Source organism: Brevibacillus sp. (assembly GCF_003521185.1).
GTDB classification, from domain to species: Bacteria; Bacillota; Bacilli; order Brevibacillales; family Brevibacillaceae; genus Brevibacillus; species Brevibacillus parabrevis.
Genome location: NZ_DOTK01000042.1, coordinates 42,529 through 62,673, shown reverse-complemented (window position 1 = coordinate 62,673; position 20,145 = coordinate 42,529). Strand labels below are relative to the sequence as shown.

Sequence of the window (20,145 nt, the reverse complement as noted above, 5' to 3'; positions counted from 1 at the left end):
CCGTTTATTTATAATGACACTCTCGGGTGTTGAAAAAGGGTTTGCAATGCCTGTCTCAGTTCGTCGACACTGTACGCAAAAAAAGTAGGAGCTTCCTGCTGGAGCACCTCTACCGAATTATGGCCCCAGGCGACTGCGATGCTTTTCACTTGCGCCTCCCTGGCACAGATCAGGTCGTTTTTCCCGTCGCCAACAAAGACGGAGTGATCAATACCGGATTGCAATTGCTCAATGGCAACAAGCAGACTTTCCGGGTGCGGCTTTGGATGGGTGACATCATCGGAACAGACCACCCCATCAAAATAATCGATCAAGCGAAATTCTTCCAGGATGTGGATGGTGCGCTTGCGATCTTTTCCCGTACACAATCCGCATTTCCAGCCTTCCTGTTGAATGAATCGCAGCACGTCTTCCATCCCCGCCACAATCTCGATCAGGTGGATGTTGGAGCTGGCGATTTTGCGATAATGCTCGACCATGCTCTGGGGCAGGTTCATTTTGGCGAAAATATTCGGAATCGAATCGCCGCTGTGTCCAAGAAACTCCTCAAAGGAAGGGAGCGGACCGTCGGAAACGAGCTGAAAGCTGTCATAGAACGCCTTGCGCTGCACCTCAAGCGAATCAATAATCACTCCATCGAAGTCAAACACGACACTTTTTTGCATACGCTTCTCCTTTAATCCTGTCATTGTCCAAAGCGGGAGCAGCCATCGGAAGCGCGAGGCACTCCGGACAGCTGTCTCCCCGATGGATTTTTACCGTTTTCCCCGTTGCTGGCGCAGGCTTTTCCGCAGCTCGCCCCGCTGCGTGCTTTGCTGCAAGTAATCGGTTTTGCTGATCTGTTTGTCCTGTAAAAACGAAGCCAATGAGCGGATCGTCGGATATTTGAACAAGTCGGCCATCTCAATCGTCGTTTGCCATTCCTTTTCCAAACGGTTTTGCACTTGCATCAGCAACAGCGAGTGTCCGCCCAGCTCAAAAAATCCGTCGTCTACGCCGACAGGCTCTTTTCCCAATATGTCTTGCCAGATGCTCACGAGCAGCTCTTCCATGCGATTTTGCGGAGGAACGATGTGCGAGCTTCTCGGTCTGTTGGTCTCAACGGCTGGCAAAGCATTGCGGTCGATTTTGTTCGGGCCGACCATCGGAAACGATTGCAGTTCCAGCCAAAAGGACGGAACGAGATAGCTCGGCAGCAGTTGCTTCACTTGGCCGATGATCGCTTTTTCCGCTTCGCTTTGTTTCAGCACATAGTAGGCGACAATCACCGGCTCGCCGTTCTCGTCATCGATCGCTTTGACAACGCTTTTCAACATGCAATCCAGCCCGTCGATCACGCTCTCGATCTCGTTCAGGTCTACGCGGTAGCCGCGGATTTTCAGTTGCGAATCGTTTCGGCCGTTGTATTCCAAGCAGCCGTCCGGCAACAGTCGACCGTAGTCACCGCTTCTGTACAGCCTGCCCGTCCCTGTTCGCGGATCGCCGACAAAAGCGTTGGCCGTCTCTTGCGGCCGATTCCAGTAGCCCGGAGACAAGTAGTCGCTTTGATAAAAAAGCTGGCCCGATTCGAAAATGCTCACTTCCCGGCCGCTTTCGTCGAGAATCCGCAGCTCTATGCCATCCACGACATATCCGGCTGGCGTTTTGGCCTGCGGGACGGCCATGTTTTTGTTCATGATGTAAAAGGAAATGACCATCAATTCGGAGCAGCCCAGGAAATTGACAAACAGGCAGTCGTCCGCGCATTTTTGCTTGTACAAATCAAAATCGGTGCCGGAAACGACCTCGCCCCCCAGCAAAACCATGCGGATGTGGGGAAGCTGTACAGCGTCGTCCAGATTCTTCATGAAAAAGCGGAAGACGGAAGGGACGGAATGGAACAGCGTAATCTGCTCCTGATTCAGCCAGTGCGCGAATCGCGGCATGCTTCCGTCCAGCTTGAAATCGTAAAGATGCAGCGCAGCCCCGTTCAGCAGGCTGCCCAAAATATCGAGAATGCCAATGGCGTGACTGTACGAAGTCAGCAAGGCGATGCGATCTTGCGAATGAAGCCGCAGTTCCTTGCTTAGCTGCGCCAGATAGTAGTAGACGTTTGCATGGCTCTGCATCACTCCCTTTGGCCTTCCCGTGGAGCCTGACGTATAGAGGATAAAGGCGATGTCCTCGCCCTTGATGCTCAGCTCCAGGTTCTCTTCCGAAGCACCGCCAGTTTCTTCCGACAGATTGATCGTGGTGATGTCGAGCATCGCCTTGCCCGCTACTTCTGCTGCCAAAGCGAAGTTTTGCGAATCGGTCAGCAGGATGGCCGATTGCGTATCGCCGAGCATGTAAGCCAACCGCTCTGCTGGAGCGCTTCGATCCAGCGGCACGAAGGGCACCCCTGCTTTCAGCGCGCCGATCAAGGCAACGGCCATATCCAGCGTGTTGCCAAAGAGCAGGGCAACAGGTGCATGTCCGCTTGTTTGAGCCGTACGCTCTGCGATTTTCCGGGCAACGCGATTCGCCCTGGCATTGAGCTGTCTGTAATCCAGAACAGCGGAGCCGTGTTTGACGGCGATCTGGTCGGGGTACTGCGCGACTTGCTGTTCAAACCGCGACACGACCGTTGCAGCAGGCTCGTCGAAGGAAAAGGGCTGGTACTCGCAAGACGGCACAACCGCCTTTTCCCTGCCCCGCACTTCGCTTTGCTGCAAAATCGGCAATTCGCCGATCAGCAAGTCCGGATTTTGCGTGATGCTCGCAAGCAATTTGCGGTACTCGGCAAACAGGTACTCGACCGTCTCCTGCCTGAACAAGTCTGTGCGGTAAAAGCATTCCAGACAAATGCCTGCGCCTGTCTCGTATAAATGGATATTCAGATCGGCTTTCGTTGTTTTTGCCGTGACCGGATACGCAGAGAGCTGCAAGTCTCCGTCATGCGTTCCTGCATCCTCTGCCCGGTTTTTCATGCTCTGGTAGTTGAAGATCGTATCGTACAAAAAGGTGCGGCTCGGGTCGCGCTTCACGTCGAGCTGATCCAAAATCAGTTCAATGTGGAAGTCCTGATTTTCCAAAGCTGCCAGCAGGCTCGCCTTTACTTCGTGGAGGAAGCCGCGGAAGCTTTTTTCCCTCTCCGGTCGATTGCGCAGGACGAGCGAATTGACGAACATGCCGACGATCTCTTTCACGTCCTCGTGGTTTCGGCCTGCTTGCGGAATGCCTACCAGTATGTCCGATTCTCCGCTGAGTCTCGCCAGCCAGGCGTAATAAGCCGCAAGCATCGTCATAAACCAGGTAACCTGTTGTTCCTGGGAAAATTTCTTGATGTTCTCGCTCAATTGTTGATCCAGCTCTACAATAATCCGGTTGCCGTCAAAGCTAAGCGAAGCCGGGCGGGGAAAATCTGTCGGCAGATGCAGGACAGGCAATTTCCCTTCCAGTTGCTGCAACCAGTACGCTTTCTGTGCCCGGTAAGCGGCTGACTGGGCAAACGCGTGCTGCCACTCGGCGTAATCTTTGTACTGGACGGCCAATGGCGGAAGCGACTTGCCGCTGTACAGTTCCGCAAAGTCTTTTATCAACAAATTAATGGACGTTCCGTCGGAAATGATGTGATGGATGTCGAGTGCCAGAACGCTTTTTTGTTCCCCGAGCTTGATCAGCCCTACGCGGAACAGCGGTGCCTGAGTCAGATCGAACGGCTGAATAAACTGTTCCACATCGCGCTCCACGGAATGCTCATCCGATGTCAGCGAGATTACCCGGAAGTCAACATGCGGGTGCACAATCTGGACAATCTCGCCGTCCACTGCTTGAAACGAGGTACGCAAGCTTTCATGTCGCTCGATGATTTTCGCAAATATGCGTTCGATTTTTTCGGGTTCAATCGATCCTTCCAGCAAAACAGCGGTCGACTCGTTGTATCCCACTGTATTCGGCACAAGCCCCTGCAAGAAAAAGACCCGCTGTTGCGCAAGCGAGGTCATGTAATGAGGCTTGGCCGCGACTGGCGCTATGGCCTGCTGTCTCGCCTGCTGGTTGTTTTGAATGAATGCCGCGATGTGCTCAATCGTTTTTTCCTGAAAAAAGTCTGTCAACGTCATATTGGCATGGAATTGCTTGCGGATGCTCGTGCTGACGTGAATCGCCTTGAGCGAATCGCCGCCCAGTTCAAAAAAATCATCCGCTATCCCGATTGGGGCTATGCCTAAATCATTTTCGTAAATGGCGCACAGTGCTTTTTGCAAGTCAGTTTGCGGCGGGACATACTCAACGGATAGCGGCGGCCTTTTTCCCTGAATCCGTACGCTCGTCGATTGCTGCTCGTCGCTCCTGCCCCATCCGTCCTGATTGCTGTCGCGCCTTTTCTGCACACGGCTTTCGAGGTCTGTCGTGGAAATGATGACAGTAGAAGCGCCAGACGCGAGCATTTTGCCGAATATTTCACGTCCCTCTTCCGGCAAGATGCCGACCTGGCCGAGATCATGTCCAGATGTACCTGCCGTCATCCATTTGGCGAGATCGAGCGTGATGCTTTGCCTGTTTCCGTCACTGATCCGTTCGGCGACCGAACCGGATACGGCGATCATCGTGTAGTTGCGAATCTCAACGAGCACACGTCCCGCCTCGTCCATGATCTGGATATCGAAGCTCGCCAGGCCGTCTTGCGGGAACTCTACGTCCAAATACTTGCAGTAGCTGTAAATGCGCCGCGGCATTTTGCCATAAACGGCAAGCGATTCGTAGGACAGCGGAATGAACATTTCTGTTTTGTCGATAAAGCCGAGCAAAAAGCTCGTTGCCGAGTCGAGCATCCCCGGGTGCAAGTGATAGTCGTCCAGATCGGCTGCATATTTTTCGGGCAGCTCAATCACCGCTAGTCCTTCTGCTTTCCCGGCCATGACCTGGCGAATGTTGCGCCATCTTTCCCCGAAGATCAGATAACCTCCGTGCCTCTTGTGATCCGCGTCGGTAAACAGCACATCCTTATCGGCACAACGCTCTTTCAGCGCTTCCAGATGGATTGTCTCAAACGGCTGCTCGACCGTCTCGACTGTCCCGGTAACATGAGGCAGCCATGTATCTGCTTCTGGACGCATACGGCTGTACACTGTAAAGGAATAGCCTTCACGACTATTCGGAGTGAACAGGAGCAACACTTCTTTTTCCTCTTGCTCGCGTACCGTTATCGGCGTGTGGAAATGCACGTTTTGCAGGACGTAAGGCTTTTTCAGCATGCTTTTGCCGGCAGCTTCCCGCACCATTTCGATCAACGCCGTTCCCGACAGCACCCCATGTTCCTCTGTGCGATGATCCTGCAAAACCCAGTGCTGCTGCAAGCTCAGCCTGGCAAAAAACAGCTCTTTGCCCCCCGCCTGAAAGCTGTAGTCAAACAGCGGATGCTCCAGCACTTGCTTCGAAGCTGGCGCGATCCCGGACTTGACGGCCATCCCTACGTTTTTCCATATATCCCATTTCAGATTGGTGATAGCCACTTTGTCTTCCCGGTTGCGATAGTCGGCATACGCGTCCAAAAAGGCATTGGCCGCATTGTAATCGGACTGCCCGATCATCGGGGAAATCGTGCTGATGGATGAGCAGAGCACAAAAAAGTCCAGGTCGTTTTCCCGCAGAATCCGGCTCAAATTCAGGCAACCCGTGGCTTTGGAGTGAATGACCCGGTGCGTCGCCTCCTTGGTTGCCTGCTGGATCAAGCTGCTGCCCGGAAGCCCGGCGGCATGGATCACACCTTGAATCGCTCCTGCTTCCTGCTGGGCGCGCCGCAGTGTCGCAGCAAGCGCGGAGAAGTCGGACACATCCGCCTGATAGACGAAAACTCGCGCTCCTTTTTGCTCCAGCTTTTGCATGCGGGCGATTTTAACCGAGATTGGGTCTTGCTTGCCGTGATCCCGCAGCCAGTTGCCCCACTCTTCTTTTGCAGGGAAGAACGACCGCCCTACAAGAATGATGCTGGACTTGCATTGGCTGGCGATGTAATCGGCCAGCTCCAGTCCGATGCCGCCGATTCCCCCGGTAAGCAAATAAACGCCATCGTCTTTGAGCTTTGCCCCGGAACGGGATACGGGCGATGTCCGATCATAGTGGGGAAGCCATTTCGCCTTTCCGCGCAGAGCGAACAGCTCATCTTGCCTTCCCTCGATCTCTTGCAAAAGCTGATCGACCAGACCAGAAGCGACAAGCTGCTCCTGGCCGGAAATATCGATCAACTGGCAGCTTCGATCGGGAAACTCCAACGGAATGCCGCGAACGAGGCCAAGCAGCGTCGCTTTCCAAGGGTTAATCTCTTCGCTGCCGAGCACATCAAAGAGACGATTCGCCACGACAGCAAGTTGAATCGCCGTCGAGCCATCCCGTTCATCCAGCGCTTGTACGAGATGCAGGAGACTGTCGTAGGTTGCTTCCAGCATGCGCTCTGCTTGCTCCTGATCCTCTTCCACGAAGTCTTCTTCTGAAAGCGAAAAGTACAGGATCGCATCCGGTTCCGCTTGCGTTTTCTGATCAAACGCTTGCAAAGCATCTTGGTAGGCTGCTTTGCTATTATCTGCCAGCCCGTATCCGTTGTCAGCCCCAGCGACAGGAGCGCCGTTCCGAGCTACAAAAAAGGGCTGCTCAAAATGGCGCTTGCACGCTTCCACAACCGCTTCGTCCAGCCTTGTATCGTGGAAAATGATTGCGGACCGCCGCAGCTTTGGCGCAGACTTTGCGGACGATTCTGAAAACGTCGCCCGTTTCCATGTCGGTGCGTAATACCAATCGGCGGCATCCTTTTGCGCCGACGCTTGCTCCTTTATTTGCTGCAAAAACGCGTTCCCCAGCTTTACCGGGTCATCATCCAAAAAGTAGCGATTCCGCTCAAAAGGATACGTAGGCAACGGAATCCGCCCTTTTTCCGCTCGTTTATGCAACGCTTCCCAATGGATAGTTGCTCCCCTGCTCCACAGCTCCCCGATCCATGTCCAAACAGCAGCTTCACACGCAGACAACGAAACCCATTCCTGCACAGGCCAGCCAGCGTAATCGCCTGCCGTTTCTGTGTTATTTCCTAGGAAAGCGACGATCATCTTCGGCGTTTGGCAAAGAGCGGCAAGCCCGGCTGCAAACGAGAGCGGCGCAGTCAGCGCTGCATGCCAAAAGCTGCGATCCTGGCAATGCTCGCGGAACAGCTTTTCGCCGTTTCCGGCAGAAAACAGCGGGATGCGCGGTTGGGAAATCGGGTTCTCCGTAATCGCTGTGATCTCGTTATCCAGGAAAGCAACAAAAGCATGCTCAAGCGCTACCGCCTCTGCCAGCGTGACTGCTACGAAATTTCCGCTTCGGAAGCCAACGATTCCGAAAGGCTGCTCCTGGCAAGCAAAGGTGACTTTTGCAAAGGCATAAACAAACAGGAAGTGGATCGCTCGAAGCTGTGTCGCGTCCTTTACCCCCGGAGCAAACAACTGTTGCAAATCCAGCTTGCTGTGCGAACCGATTTTGCCCAGACATTGCGTCATTTCCTCTCGAAACGGTCGGTAGTTTTGGTACAGTGTGAGCGCAAGTTGCGCGATGTGCGCATCCCCGCTAATCTCCGGCACGAGATACAGGGCAGTCGCTTCCCCCTTTTCCACGGTGCGGAGCGGAAGACTTTTCGCATCCAATTGCGGAAGCAGCTCCTGATAACTTCGCGCAATCAAATAAGCACGATTGGACAAAGCCATTCTCCCTGCTTGCAGCGTATATGCGGCATCGCGCAGGTCGATATTGGGCTGTTGCTTCAGGTGGCTTTTGAAGCGGCTGATTTGCTCCTGCAAAGCCGTTTTCGTTTTGGCGGAAAAGACAAACAAGCGAGCTTCCTCTGTGGCTGCTCGCTTTTCGCGTATGGGCGCTTCTTCCAAAATGACATGCGCATTCGTCCCGCCGATGCCAAAGGAGCTGACGGCTGCCCGGCGCGGAGTAGTTGCCTGATTCCAGTCGCGCAAGGAATGATTGATGTAAAACGGCGTATTCTCGAACTCGATTTTCGGATTCGGATTGAGCACATGAAGCGACGGGGGAATTTGTTTGTTGGCCAACGAAAGAATCGTTTTGATCAAGCCTGCAATCCCAGCCGCTTCATTCAGGTGCCCAATGCTCGACTTTACCGAGCCGATCGCGCAGTACGCCTTTTTATTCGTTTGAAAAGCTCGTTTGAGCGCTTCGACTTCGATGGAATCACCAATTTTCGTCCCGGTCCCGTGGGCTTCTACCATGGTGATGGATTCCGCATCCACTTCCGCCATCTGGAGCGCTGCTTCGATGACTTCTTTTTGCCCTTGAATGCTCGGGGCAGAAAAACCAGCCTTGCGATGGCCGTCGTTATTGATCGCTGATCCTTTGATGACGGCGTAAATATGATCCTGGTCCTTGATCGCGTCCTGCAACGTTTTCAAGACGACCACTCCCGCGCCGTCACTGATGAGCGTCCCTGCGGAAGAGGCGTCAAAGGCGCGGCAATGACCATCTGGCGAGTAAATGAGGTCGTCGGAATAGTAGTAGCCTTTTTTCGACGGAAGGGAGATGTGGACACCGCCCGCAACCGCGATACTGCACTCGCCGTTTAGCAAAGCCTGGCTGGCCAGGTGAACGGCAACCAGCGACGTCGAGCAAGCGCTCAACACGGAGACGCTTGGACCTTTCAACTTTAACTTGTAGGAAATAGATGTGCACAGGTACTCGCGAAAGCTTACATTGAAAGTGGGGGTTTCATTAGCGAGCATTTGTCTCAGCAGCCAGTTTACATTTTCAGTACTTCCTGCGTACAAGCCGATCTGGCCTTTGTACACCTCAGGATTGTAGCCCGCATGCTCCAGGGCGTTTAGGACCACTTCGTGAAAAACTCTGATTTGCGGGTCCAGTACGGTTGCTTCACGGGGGGTATAATCAAAGAAGGCCGAGTCAAACTGGTCGATCCCTTCCAGATACCCTTTTGCTTTTACATAATTCGGGTCGTTGCATAGCGCTGGATCGATTCCGGATTGCAGCATTTCCTCCTCGGAAAAAAACGAGATCCCTTCGACTCCATTTTTGAGATTGTCCCAAAATTGGTTGGCATCATTTGCTTTTGGAAATTTGCAATCCATGCCAATGACAGCGATTTCCAGCCCTGTATACGTCTGATCGTCGTATTTATGCCCCATGGTAAACTCCCATTTCCCTTTTCAAATTTGTTTACAGCCAAAATAAAACGAACCCTTCACCAGTCACTGGCAAGGGTTAGCTGCTCGCATACGCGCGTCTTATGCAGTTAAGGTGCGATTGATAATTTCAATCACTTTCTCTTCTTCCTCGTGGATGAAAAAATGTCCGCCGTGGAGGGTCACGATCGTACAGGATTCGCTTGTGTACGCTCTCCATTGGCTAATATCGTCTGCCGTCACGAGGTCATCGTCATCGCCTGTCAAAACCGTCACATTGATGTCCCACATTTCCGGGGCCGCTTCCAGCAAATAGTTTTCGACGTTTTTGTAGTCGCCCCGCAGAACAGGCGTGAAAATTTGCATCAGCTCCCGGTTTTCCGCCACTTCCTTGGGCGTGCCGCCAAGCTGGATGATTTCCTGGATGAACTCGTCATCCGGCAAGTGATGAATCTTTTTCTTGTCGCGAATATGCGGGGGATACATCCCGGATAAAAACAGATGGCGCGGCTTTTTCCAGCCGTGCTCGCAGATTTGGTTCATCAGCTCACAAATGTACAGCGTTCCCATGCTGTGTCCAAACAACGAATATTCGCCATCGCCGTTCTGCTCCCTGATAAACGGAAAAATGTCTTTGACGCCGTCTGGCAAAGAAGGATAAAAAGGTTCGCGAAAACGCCGCCCTCTTCCCGCCAGCTCTACTGGCACCAGCTCAATTCTGGGGTCCAGCCCCCGTTTCCACTTGCTAAAAGCAGTGGCCGATCCGCCTGCATACGGCAAGCAAAACAACTTCATGCAATCCGTAGAGCCGCTATTATTTTCCACTTTGTTTTCCCCTTTGTTCAAGCCAAGCATGATTGATCAAGCCTATTTTCGGGCATAGCTCCGCCATTTCGTGTATCGAATCTGTATACACTACACCATGTCGTATGGCCCCTGAGTTACTCTAATGTGCCTAAGCTTCAATAAAATACATCAGGTTGTTTTGACGAGGATATAGGAAAAAACTTTCCCTCTCGTTCGCTTTCATCTGGCAGGGCAAGTTTTATCACAAATAAATTTTAGAAAGATAACTTTTGTCTGGCTAAAGTTATCTTTCTAAAATCACCGTATATCATGTATAGTTCAAAATAACAAAAATGCATTTATATGGAAACCATTACGAATATACTACCTCATGCCCGTCCTCCTTGTCAATGCGAGGAAAGGTTGGCTGTTTTTAGGAAACAGGCTGAACCGCGTCCATCACGCCTGCTCGATCAAGCACCTGTCTCACATGATGCAAATCTTCCTGGGAACGTATGCAGCTTAAAATGACATGCTTGATTCCCAGCTCTTTGTATTGGCGGAAATAGCTCGCCACCTCGTCGTAAGAGCCGACCAGCAACGGGCCGCGGAACGCCTTGCCTTGCTCGACAGGAAAATAAATCCGCTCTTCTTCTTCCGTATAAAATCCGGCCATTCTCCCCTGCTTTTTCACAATTTGCATGAAGCGCATCGGAACTTCCTCTTTGGCAATCTCCAGCGCTTCCTGAGAAGTCGGGCGCGCGATAATCCCCAGCCGGCAACACAATTCCACATGGGAGTCGTAAAGAATGTCAAAGCTTTTGACAAGCTGCGAGACCGGGCTTGCCAACTGGATGGCGACATCGACCGACTGATGAGCAGCCTTTTGAAACAAAGTGGAAGCGCCTGGCATAAAAATAATCGGCTTCAAATCTTCCTCGACCTTGGCAAACACTTGCAGGTCATGATAGGTGAAGTATTTGCCTTCGTAGGTCAAAGGCTCATTCGAGTCGAGCAAGGCTCGCAAAATCTCGATATACTCGACCAGCCGATCAAACCGCTCTTCGGCCGGAACCGTATCATGGACTTGTCTAAGCTCCGATGGCGATTGACCGGGGATCATATTTAGCGCCACCTTGCGCCCGAACAAATGCACAAGCGAGTGGATCATTTTCGCTGCTGTGAACGGCGGAATCGTATTTGGCTGCAAGGCGATGATCGGCAAATGCTCCTTCGTAGCCTGTAAGGTGCTGGTCGCCACAATCCACGGATCGAGAGTCGTGTGCTGATAAAACAGCAAGGACCCGGTAAAGCCGTTTGCCTCCAGCAAATTCGCGGCCTCATGGATGATCTGGAGCTGATTTTGGTCATTGTGATGGAGCCACATCGGTAAATCTGCATAAAATTTCATCGGTTTTTCCACCTTTCAAAAGAAATGATATGCTCTGGCAAAAGAGCCGAGCGGTTGTCGTCTTACTGGCTCACTTTGCCCTCGATGTAGGCAATCAACTGCTGGATCGTTTCAAAAAGTTCGACATTTAACATGTCATCGTCAAATTGAAACCCAAACTCGTTTTCAATCGCTACCACCAAGCGAATAAAGCCGAGCGAGTTGATCCCGACATCCTGCAAGCGAATGTGCTGGGAAGAGAAATCGACTCCGCTCTGCTGCACTTGTTCTGGACCTACTTGCAGCTCTTGCATCTGGCTCATGTAGATGTGCACCAATTTTTCTTCAATTTCGTTTTTGGTTATCATCCAAGTATCCTCCGTTCATTGTTTGGAAAATAGAAAAGGCTTTGCTCTGCTTGGGCAAACGGCCGAGGAAACGCGAAAAACTACAATAGTTGCGGCTGATGCCTTTTCAGCACGCTCAAAAACTCCTCGATCGCCAGCGCTTCCGCTTCCGCTAGTTCATCGAGATACCGCATGATTTTATGCAAGGTCGCCTCTTCCTGCTGCATGTAAAATTTCAGCATGAGATTGCGCGTATTCCGCGCTTTGCGCTCAATCTCGCCATACGCCGCACGAAGCTGATTGGGCGAGGTCAGATAGTCGGTGTGTTCCTCCATGTACTTGATCCGGGCTACCATCAAGCTTTTGTGCTCCCACAAGCTGTGGACGTGACGAACGTCGAGGCTGGCTTTGCCCGCAAGCAAGCGCTCGTAATAGTCTTGCAGGCACGGATAGGTGTCCAATCCGTAGGCGCAATGATCCCACGGATTGGCAACCATGCGAAATCGCCTGGACGTGTTGCTCGACTTCAAATATTCTTCCAGCGTTTCCTGCACCAATGCCAGATCAAACTCATACGCTCCCGCATCCTTCACCTTGTACAAGTAGATGCGATTGCAAACGGCCTGGTGATCAATCTGGGCGATGCTGTCATACGCCAGCGCAAAGTCTTGGAAGGACGCGCTCGTCGTGGCCAGCATCTGTTTGTCTGTAAAGCCGAGCAATTGAAAGGTTTCGTTCTGAAGATCGACTCCGTGCACCAGCACATCGTGGGAGAAATGGCTTTTTTGATAGACCGTGCGCTCGGGAATGTAAAACTCATCGACATTCAGGTACACATAGTAGCCTTCCAAGAGGCAATCGCGAACGAAATCGACGATGTTTCTGTTGACGATGCCCATCGTGCCCCGCTGCAATTGCTCGACGTGCAGCCATGGATTCAGCGTGTAGTCGTGAATGTAAAACGTAAACGGAACAGGCGGATCAGGGCGCTTGTCGAAGCACACCTGGATAAAATTGCTGTATAGCCAGGGCAGACTTCGTTTGTCCTGCAAGACGATACATAGAGGAAAGGCAAAAAATTGATAGCCGTAAATGGGCGGCTGGACGACTGGCAGCGTTACGCTCTTCACAAGCATCTCCTCTTTTCCGTTTCGAATCAGGATTTTTCGTGCATGGCTACAAGCAAGCTGTGCCTTTTATTCCAAAAAGGGAGCGATCATCGAGCCAGCGAGCTTCTTGATTTCTGCGGGCGCTCCTTTGGCGATGATTTCGCCGCCCTTGTGGCCCGCGCCTGGTCCCAGCTCGATCAAGTAGTCACAATAGGAGAGCACGTACGGATCGTGCTCGATGAGCAGGACAGAGTGCCCGCTTGCGATCAGCTTGCCGAGAATCACCAGCAATTTTTCGGTGTCATAGTAGCTGAGTCCGACAGTCGGTTCATCCAAAATGTACAAGTAGCTTCCTTTGCTGCTTTTCCCCAGCTCTCTCGCCAATTTCAAGCGCTGGGCTTCCCCGCCGCTCAATGTAGTGAGGCTTTGCCCGATGAGGATATAGCCCATGCCAAGCTCTTCGATTGTGCCGAGCATCTTGCTGATTTTGGCGTGATCCTGGAAAAACTCGTGCGCTTCGGAAATCGACATCTCCAGAATGTCGGAGATCGTGCGCTCTTTGTAGCGAACTTGCATCACTTCCTGCTTGAATCTCTTGCCTCGGCAGGAAGGGCACGGATCGCTGAACGTCAGCTGCCCCAGCCATCTTTTGATATGCCCGTTTCCGTTGCAAACCGGACACGAGCCTGTCGAGTTGAACGAAAAAGAGCTGCGCGTAAACTGAAGGGCGATAGCCTCCTCCTGCATGGAAAAAATATGCCGGATGTGGTCCCACACCCCCAAAAACGTGGCTACGCAAGAATTTTCATGGCGGCGTGCCAGCTTTTGCGTAACGACAATGCAGCCATCAATGTTTTCGGCTCCGGAAAGCTTGGCGTCGGCTTGCGCATGGGCAAAGTCGTCGTCGTGCTCCTCTTCTTCCTCCACCAGCGGTTTTTGCTTGCCCGCTTTTGCCTTGAACGATGACTGGAGCTTGGGAATGAGCGTATCGATCACCAAGGAGCTTTTGCCGCTGCCGGACAGTCCGCTGATTCCGACGATGGCGTGCAGCGGTATATCGACATCGATGTTTTTCAGGTTGTTTGTTCGCGCGTTTCGGATCGACAGCTTGGCAGCGGACGCGTCCACACCGCATGCGTATTCTTTGCGAGGATGCTTTTTCTCGCGCAAATACTGGGCAGTGATCGAATTGCGGGAATGGAGAAAGCCGGGGAAGCTCCCCTGATAGACGATCGTACCGCCAAGCTGGCCAGCCAAAGGGCCAAAGTCGATGATGTAGTCGGCATGCTTGATGACGCTTTCATCATGCTCTACGACAATGACCGTATTTCCCTGTTGCTTTAACCGATGAAAGCTTTCGATGATCTTTTCTTTTTCCTTTTCGTGCAATCCGGCTGTAGGCTCGTCAAAAATGTAGATGATCGAATCAACCTTTGCCGACAAATGCGACATGATGTGCAGCCGCTGGGTCTCCCCTCCGCTCAGCGTCGGGATTTCGCGATACAGGTTCAAATAGGACAAGCCGACCGTCTCCAGACAATCCAGCTTGCGCAAAATCTCTCCAAGCAAATGGGCAATAAAAGGAGTATGCGGCCGCGCCGTCTGGTAATGCCGGAGGAACGCTGCCAGGTCGCCTACGTTCATCTGGCTAAGCTGTCCGATATGCTTGTTTTCGATCGTGATGGAAAGCGCTTTTGGTCCAAGCCGGAACCCTTGGCATCTCGTGCACGGCCGCGTCGTCTGCAGATCGGGAATTTGCTGTACGTTGATCTTTTTCAGCTTTTCCTCAATGACGACACTGACTCCGTAAAAGATCAGGTGGCCTTTGCTCTGCGTCCGCTTGGGGCGATAATACAAAAACGCTTCCTTGGCTTCCCTCGGCAAATCGGCAAAAGGCGTGTCCGCGCTCAGCTGAAAGTGCTTGGTGAAATTGTCCAGCCGCTTGTACACGTACTCCTTTTCCTCTTTTTTCGCGTTGGGGAATTGGTAGGCGAACTGATGCCAGCGTTCAATCGTTTCGCGCTCAGACGGCAAAATCTTCTCCACGTTCACCTCGACCACGCTGCCCCGCCCTCCGCAAGCCGGGCATGAGCCGTGCGGAGAGTTAAACATGAACAGCCCCGGCACAAATTCGTCCAGTTGGTAAGGGCTTGCCTCTTTGCCCGCTCGTTGTCCCTCCTGGGCATAAATGATCGCCAACAAGTTGAGGATGCGGGTGACGGAGCCGACGACCGATCGCGGGTTCAGATTGCTGACCGTTCTCTGCTGTACGGCAATCGTCGGACTCAGTCCCTGGATCATGTCAAACGAGTCGTAGTGCAGCACATCATGCGCAATGCCCAGCGCTTCCAAATAAATGCGCTGTCCCTCGTGATGCAAGGTGTCAAAAATAAAGCTGGATTTCCCCGACCCGCTGACTCCCGTGACCACGATAAATTGCTGCTTGGGAATCGTCGTTGTAATGTTTTTCAGATTATGCAGCTTGGCGTTGTAGACTTCAATGTGCACCCGTTCTCCATTCCTTCCCACTGATCGATGTTCGCTGTTCCTTGACGTGCTGCATGATCCCTCGCAAACCAAGCTCGTACACATTGGCCTTCAAGCCGATCACATGTCCCACAGCGTTTGCGAAAAAGATCGATTCAGCATGCCAGCCGCCCCGTTCAAAAATATTGGACATGTGCACCTCGACATAGGGAATGCCGACTGCAGTCAACGCGTCCAGTATCGAGTATCCGGTCTTGGAGAAACCCGCCGGATTTATAACCACACCGTCCAGGGCATGCAGTTGCTGTTGAATGAAATCGACAATTTCCCCTTCGTGATTAGATTGAAAAAAGAGGATGTCCACTTGCCATTCACCAGCCAGTTTGTTCAGCCTGTCCTCGATTTGCTTCCAGGTGACGGTCCCGTAAATTCCGGTTTCCCGCAATCCGAGCAGATTCATGTTCGGTCCATTGACAATGGCAATTTTCATATCGTTAATCATTCTCCTACGTGGCATGCGCCCTACTTTATCTGATTTTTTGCCTCTGCCCACAAATCGGCGACTCCGTCAGCGCTGGGGATAGCCACCAGCAGACGTTTCACTTCGTCCAACAATTGCGCGACAGTGTCGTGGGCAAATTGGTTGCTGTCGTATTCGGCCCGGATCGTGAAGTGTTCCTCTCCCGGGTTGACAAACAGGCGCAGTGGAAGATGGAGTTGACCGCTGCTCTCGGCTTGAAACGGCCTTTGCTCGCCAGCTTGCCCCTGAAACGGGAAATGCGTATACACGAGGCTTCGCGTGTTGATCACCGTTTGCAAAAAATCGAGCGGGATTTGCGACCACTGGGCAATTTGCTGCAACGTAATGTACTCGTAGCGCCTGATGGTCACGATTTTTTTCTGCAAGGCGACAAACCACGCTTTGACCTGATCGGTGTCGCTGTAGGTCAGCCGGACTGGCAGGCTGTTTGTGAACAATCCGACCATTTTGTCCATTTGCTCGATTTCCGGGACCCGTCCCGATGTAATCATCCCGATCAGCACGTCATGCTGTGCGAACAAGCGCGCTTGCGCCAACCCCCACGCACCTAAGACTACCGTATTTATCGTTAATTGGTTCTTTCTGGAAAATTCTCTTACAGTATAGACCTCGTCTTGCGCAAGGGCAACACTTTTCACAGCACTCACGTAGCTGTTTCGCTGGCTCGGTGTCGTCTGCACAAATTGCTCCTGATAGCGGAACTTGCCTAGCTCCTCTGTCCAAAAACGCTTCGCTTCCTGGTCATCCTGCCGTTTTTGCCACTTCACATAGTCGAGGAAAGGAGTCGCTTGCATGTGCGGCTCGCTGATGAGCGATTCGCCAAGCTGATAGTTTGCCCATACTTCCTGCAAAATGAGATTCATGCTCCAGCCGTCAAACAGGGAATTTTGATAAGTCCAGACAAATTGATAGCTTGCCTTGCTGTATTGGATGAGCTGGAAACGCATCTGCGGAACTTCATCCACCTTGAAGTTTTTTTGTCGTTCCTCTGCGATCCATTCGCCCAAAGCGCGCTGCTGCTCTGCCTCAGACAGCTTTGTCCAATCAAGCACGTCGATAGAAACCTCTACTTGTCTTTTCACGAATTGCACCGGGTTGGATATCCTTCTCCAGATAAACCCGGTTCGCAGCACAGAATGGCGGTCGATCACTCTCTGCCAGGCCATCCGGAAATCGTGGAGCCTCAGTTCCTCCGCAATCGGGAACGAGAGCACGTTGACAGTGCCCTGTCTGGCGTGAAGAATATTGTGGTTCAAGACAAGCAGCTGCATGAAGGTCAGCGGATAGACGCTTTCCACTTCTTGCGCATCCACTGTACCCCGCAAAATTTCCTGATCGGCCTGACCGATGCTGAAAAACAGCGTGCCTGGCGTGACATCTGGCAGAGCGTTCCCGGATGATTCGCTGTTGCTTTCCAGGCTGATCTGCCTCGCCTGCTGCTCCTGTATGGTCAGGTCTTCCCCCGCCACTGCTTCCGTCGACGGCTGGCTGTCGCTTTCCAGTCGAATTTGCTTCGCCAATTCCTCCATCGTCGAGTAATCAAACAGCAGATCGGAGGCAATCTCAATCTGCTGTTCTTTCAACCGCGAAGCGAACTGGATGGCCGTCACCGAATCGCCGCCCAAGTCAAAAAAGTCGTCATGAACGCCGATTGGATTCTTGCCGAGCAGTTCCTCTAAAATGGTGCACAGCCACGCGGCCATGTCCTCCTGTCGCTGCTGGCGCGGCGGCTGCGCGGGAGCCGAAGCGCTGGCGAGCGATTCGAGCTTTTCTGCGGGAGAGTCAGTAGAAAAGCTCGCCAGCAGTTCTTCCAGTTGCCGCATCTGGAGCGCATTTAGCGTGTAGCTGGCCTGTCCGTCCCGGATGAACTGGTCGCCCTGTTTGATCAGAAGCGCAGATGGAGACAGCCGCTTTTCGCTGCCAGATGTGTCCACAGGCGCTGCGAACGATCGCTCAATCCAGTAATACTGCCTGTCAAAAGCGTACGTCGGCAAAGGCAGTCGGCGCGGGTGCTGTGGCGCATGGACGTTTTTCCAGTTGATGCTCGCCTTGTACAGCCACAGTCGCCCTAACGAGCCAAGCAGCGTTTTGCAGGCGGATTCGCTTTCCGTGGAAACAGGCAAGGAAGACAGCAATGGCGCGGAGTGGAACTGTTCGCTTGCTGCCAGCCGTTCAAGCTGCTTGTTCCCTGGACCGACTTCGAGAAACACGGGCTTTTTCACCTGGGCAAGTGCAGGCAAGCTGGCGACATCCATCCCTTGACCGGAAAAGCCGACCAGCTCCCGCCAATAGTCCAAGGAGGTCGCCTGTGCTTCCGTTATCCACGTGCCACTTCGATTCGACAAGAACGGAATCGTCGGTTGGCCAAGCGCGATGTCTGCATGGAAATCCCCGCGGAAAAACAGCAGCTGCAAAGCGTCTTCCCAAGCCAAAACGCCTGCGAGACACGCACTGACGTACTCCCCGAGCCAATCCCCCGCCATTGCTTTCGGCGTCACTCCCCAGTGAAGCCATAGCTGCGCCAGCGAGTATTCCAGGATGAACAGTGCGATTGTGCCGTGGGGCGAATCATTGTCCAGCATCGCGTTGGCATCCAGCCGAAGCATGCGTTCCGCGAACCGGAAGCATTGATTCATCTGCTCCCGCAAGAAAGGAATTTGCTGATACAAGTCGCGGGCCATGTTGCCATGCGTGGCGCTCCCTGCTGGTGAAAAGACAAAAACGACCGCCTTCTCTTCCGCGCTCCCCTCTATCTCGTTGCAAACGAACCGCAGCTTCTCTGGATGGGCAAGCGCCTCTTGCCCATGGCACAGGACAATCCCGCGAAAATCGAACGACTCCCGGCCTGTTTGCAGCGTGTAGGCTACTTGTGCGAGGTTAATTTGCGGATTTTCCCGCAGAAAAGCGAGCACATTTTCATAGTTGCGCTGTCTCGCCGCACTTGTTTTCCCCGAAATCGTCAGCAGTTGCCACTCGTTCGCTTCTTCCCGGAAGTGCATCGCTGGAGGCGCTTCGACAATTACGTGCGCATTGGTCCCGCCGATGCCAAACGAGCTGACGCCAGCCACCCTTTTGCTTGCCTCCGCACGCCAGCTCACCGGGGTGTTATTCAACCGGAACGGGCTGTTCTCCAATTCGAGCTGCGGATTCGGCTTTTGCAGATGCAAGAGCGGCGGGATCGTTTCGTGGTGGATGGCGAGAACGGTTTTGATCAGGCCAGCGATGCCGGAAGCGGTGTTCAGATGTCCCACATTCGCTTTGACCGATCCGATGTAGCATGGATCGGCCGGATCGCGCTCCTTGAAAACTTCCTTGAGGGCCGCCATCTCTACCCGATCCCCCAATTTCGTTCCTGTGCCGTGTGCCTCCACATAGCCAATCTCGTGCGGAGTCACTCCGGCCACTTCCATCGCTTCGGAAATGACTTGAATCTGGCCCTCGAACCCGGGAGCGGTGTATCCCACTTTGCCTGCGCCGTCGTTGTTAATGGCCGAACCGCTAATGACTGCGTAAATATGATCCTTGTCCTGGATGGCCTCATCCAGCCTTTTGAGCACAATCACGCCCACGCCATCGCCGAAGACAGTTCCTTCCGCTTTTTCATCGAAGCAGCGGCAGTGTCCATCCGGCGATTCGATGCCCCCTTGCTTGTACAAATAGCCATGCTTGCCGAGAAACTGGACAGACACGCCTCCCGCCAAGGCCATGTCGCACTCCCCGTTCAGCAAGCTCTGGCATGCCAGGTGCACGCTCACCAACGAGGAGGAGCAAGCCGTCTGTACAGAAAAGCTCGGGCCAGTCAAATTCAATTTGTAGGAAACGCGTGTCGTCAAAAAATCTTTGTCGTTTCCGACCTCGATTTGGCGATGGTCCAAAATGCGCAGCAAGTCGGGACGGCTGACCACATGCGTCAAATATTTGTTCGCCCCGATCCCGGCGAATACGCCTACCGCTCCGTCAAGCTGCGACACGCTTTGTCCGGCATCCTCCAGCGCATTCCAGGCAGCTTCCAGAAACAGGCGCTGCTGGGGATCAATGATTTCCGCTTCTCGCGGCGTATATTGGAAAAAGGCTGCATCAAACCATTCGATCTCTGTCAGTTGACCGCAAGCCGGCACATAGTCCGGCCGATCGAGCAGAGCCGGGTCTACGCCCGACTCCAACAGCTCCTCTTTTGTGAAAAAGCGGATTCCTTCCACGCCTTCGACCAGATTGTGCCAGTACCGCTGAATGTTTTCCGCTTGCGGAAATTTTCCCGCCATGCCGATGATGGCGATTTTCTCGCTGAGCGCATGAGCATTTTCCATCGCGATTTTCCTTTCCCCCAAACGGCTCC

The 20,145-nt window shown here is 53.0% G+C and carries 9 protein-coding genes; all 9 read right to left on the bottom strand.

All coding sequences use genetic code 11. From position 1 onward, the window contains the following. Positions 1 to 8 precede the first annotated feature (8 nt). Positions 9 to 665 (bottom strand): HAD family hydrolase, encoded by a 657-nt coding sequence (locus tag DEP07_RS12450; RefSeq protein ID WP_173599528.1) that lies wholly within the window; start codon positions 663 to 665, stop codon positions 9 to 11. Positions 666 to 755: 90 nt separating this feature from the next. Then, the gene (locus DEP07_RS12445; protein ID WP_287102551.1) at positions 756 to 9,152 is read right to left on the bottom strand and encodes an SDR family NAD(P)-dependent oxidoreductase; all 8,397 of its coding nucleotides are present in this window, start codon (positions 9,150 to 9,152) and stop codon (positions 756 to 758) included. Between the two features lie 99 nt (positions 9,153 to 9,251). Further along, the gene (locus DEP07_RS12440; protein ID WP_173597316.1) at positions 9,252 to 9,974 is read right to left on the bottom strand and encodes a thioesterase II family protein; all 723 of its coding nucleotides are present in this window, start codon (positions 9,972 to 9,974) and stop codon (positions 9,252 to 9,254) included. 394 nt (positions 9,975 to 10,368) lie between these two features. Next, positions 10,369 to 11,346, bottom strand: coding sequence for an LLM class flavin-dependent oxidoreductase (locus tag DEP07_RS12435; RefSeq protein WP_122966473.1), 978 nt, complete (start codon positions 11,344 to 11,346; stop codon positions 10,369 to 10,371). 62 nt (positions 11,347 to 11,408) lie between these two features. Next, complete coding sequence (locus DEP07_RS12430) at positions 11,409 to 11,693, bottom strand: acyl carrier protein (RefSeq protein WP_173597314.1); 285 nt, start codon at positions 11,691 to 11,693, stop codon at positions 11,409 to 11,411. Between the two features lie 80 nt (positions 11,694 to 11,773). Further along, positions 11,774 to 12,808, bottom strand: a complete 1,035-nt coding sequence (locus tag DEP07_RS12425) for a hypothetical protein (RefSeq protein ID WP_287102550.1) — start codon at positions 12,806 to 12,808, stop codon at positions 11,774 to 11,776. Positions 12,809 to 12,868: 60 nt separating this feature from the next. Further along, on the bottom strand, positions 12,869 to 15,289 hold the full coding sequence (locus tag DEP07_RS12420) for an ATP-binding cassette domain-containing protein (RefSeq protein ID WP_242771330.1): 2,421 nt from the start codon (positions 15,287 to 15,289) through the stop codon (positions 12,869 to 12,871). Continuing rightward, the gene (locus DEP07_RS12415) at positions 15,279 to 15,758 is read right to left on the bottom strand and encodes a type II 3-dehydroquinate dehydratase (protein WP_173597311.1); all 480 of its coding nucleotides are present in this window, start codon (positions 15,756 to 15,758) and stop codon (positions 15,279 to 15,281) included. The genes DEP07_RS12420 and DEP07_RS12415 overlap by 11 nt, the downstream gene beginning before the upstream one ends. Before the next feature lie 32 nt (positions 15,759 to 15,790). Next, positions 15,791 to 20,116: a beta-ketoacyl synthase N-terminal-like domain-containing protein gene (locus DEP07_RS12410; RefSeq protein ID WP_287102549.1), complete on the bottom strand. Its 4,326-nt coding sequence runs from the start codon at positions 20,114 to 20,116 to the stop codon at positions 15,791 to 15,793. Between the last annotated feature and the right edge of the window lie 29 nt (positions 20,117 to 20,145).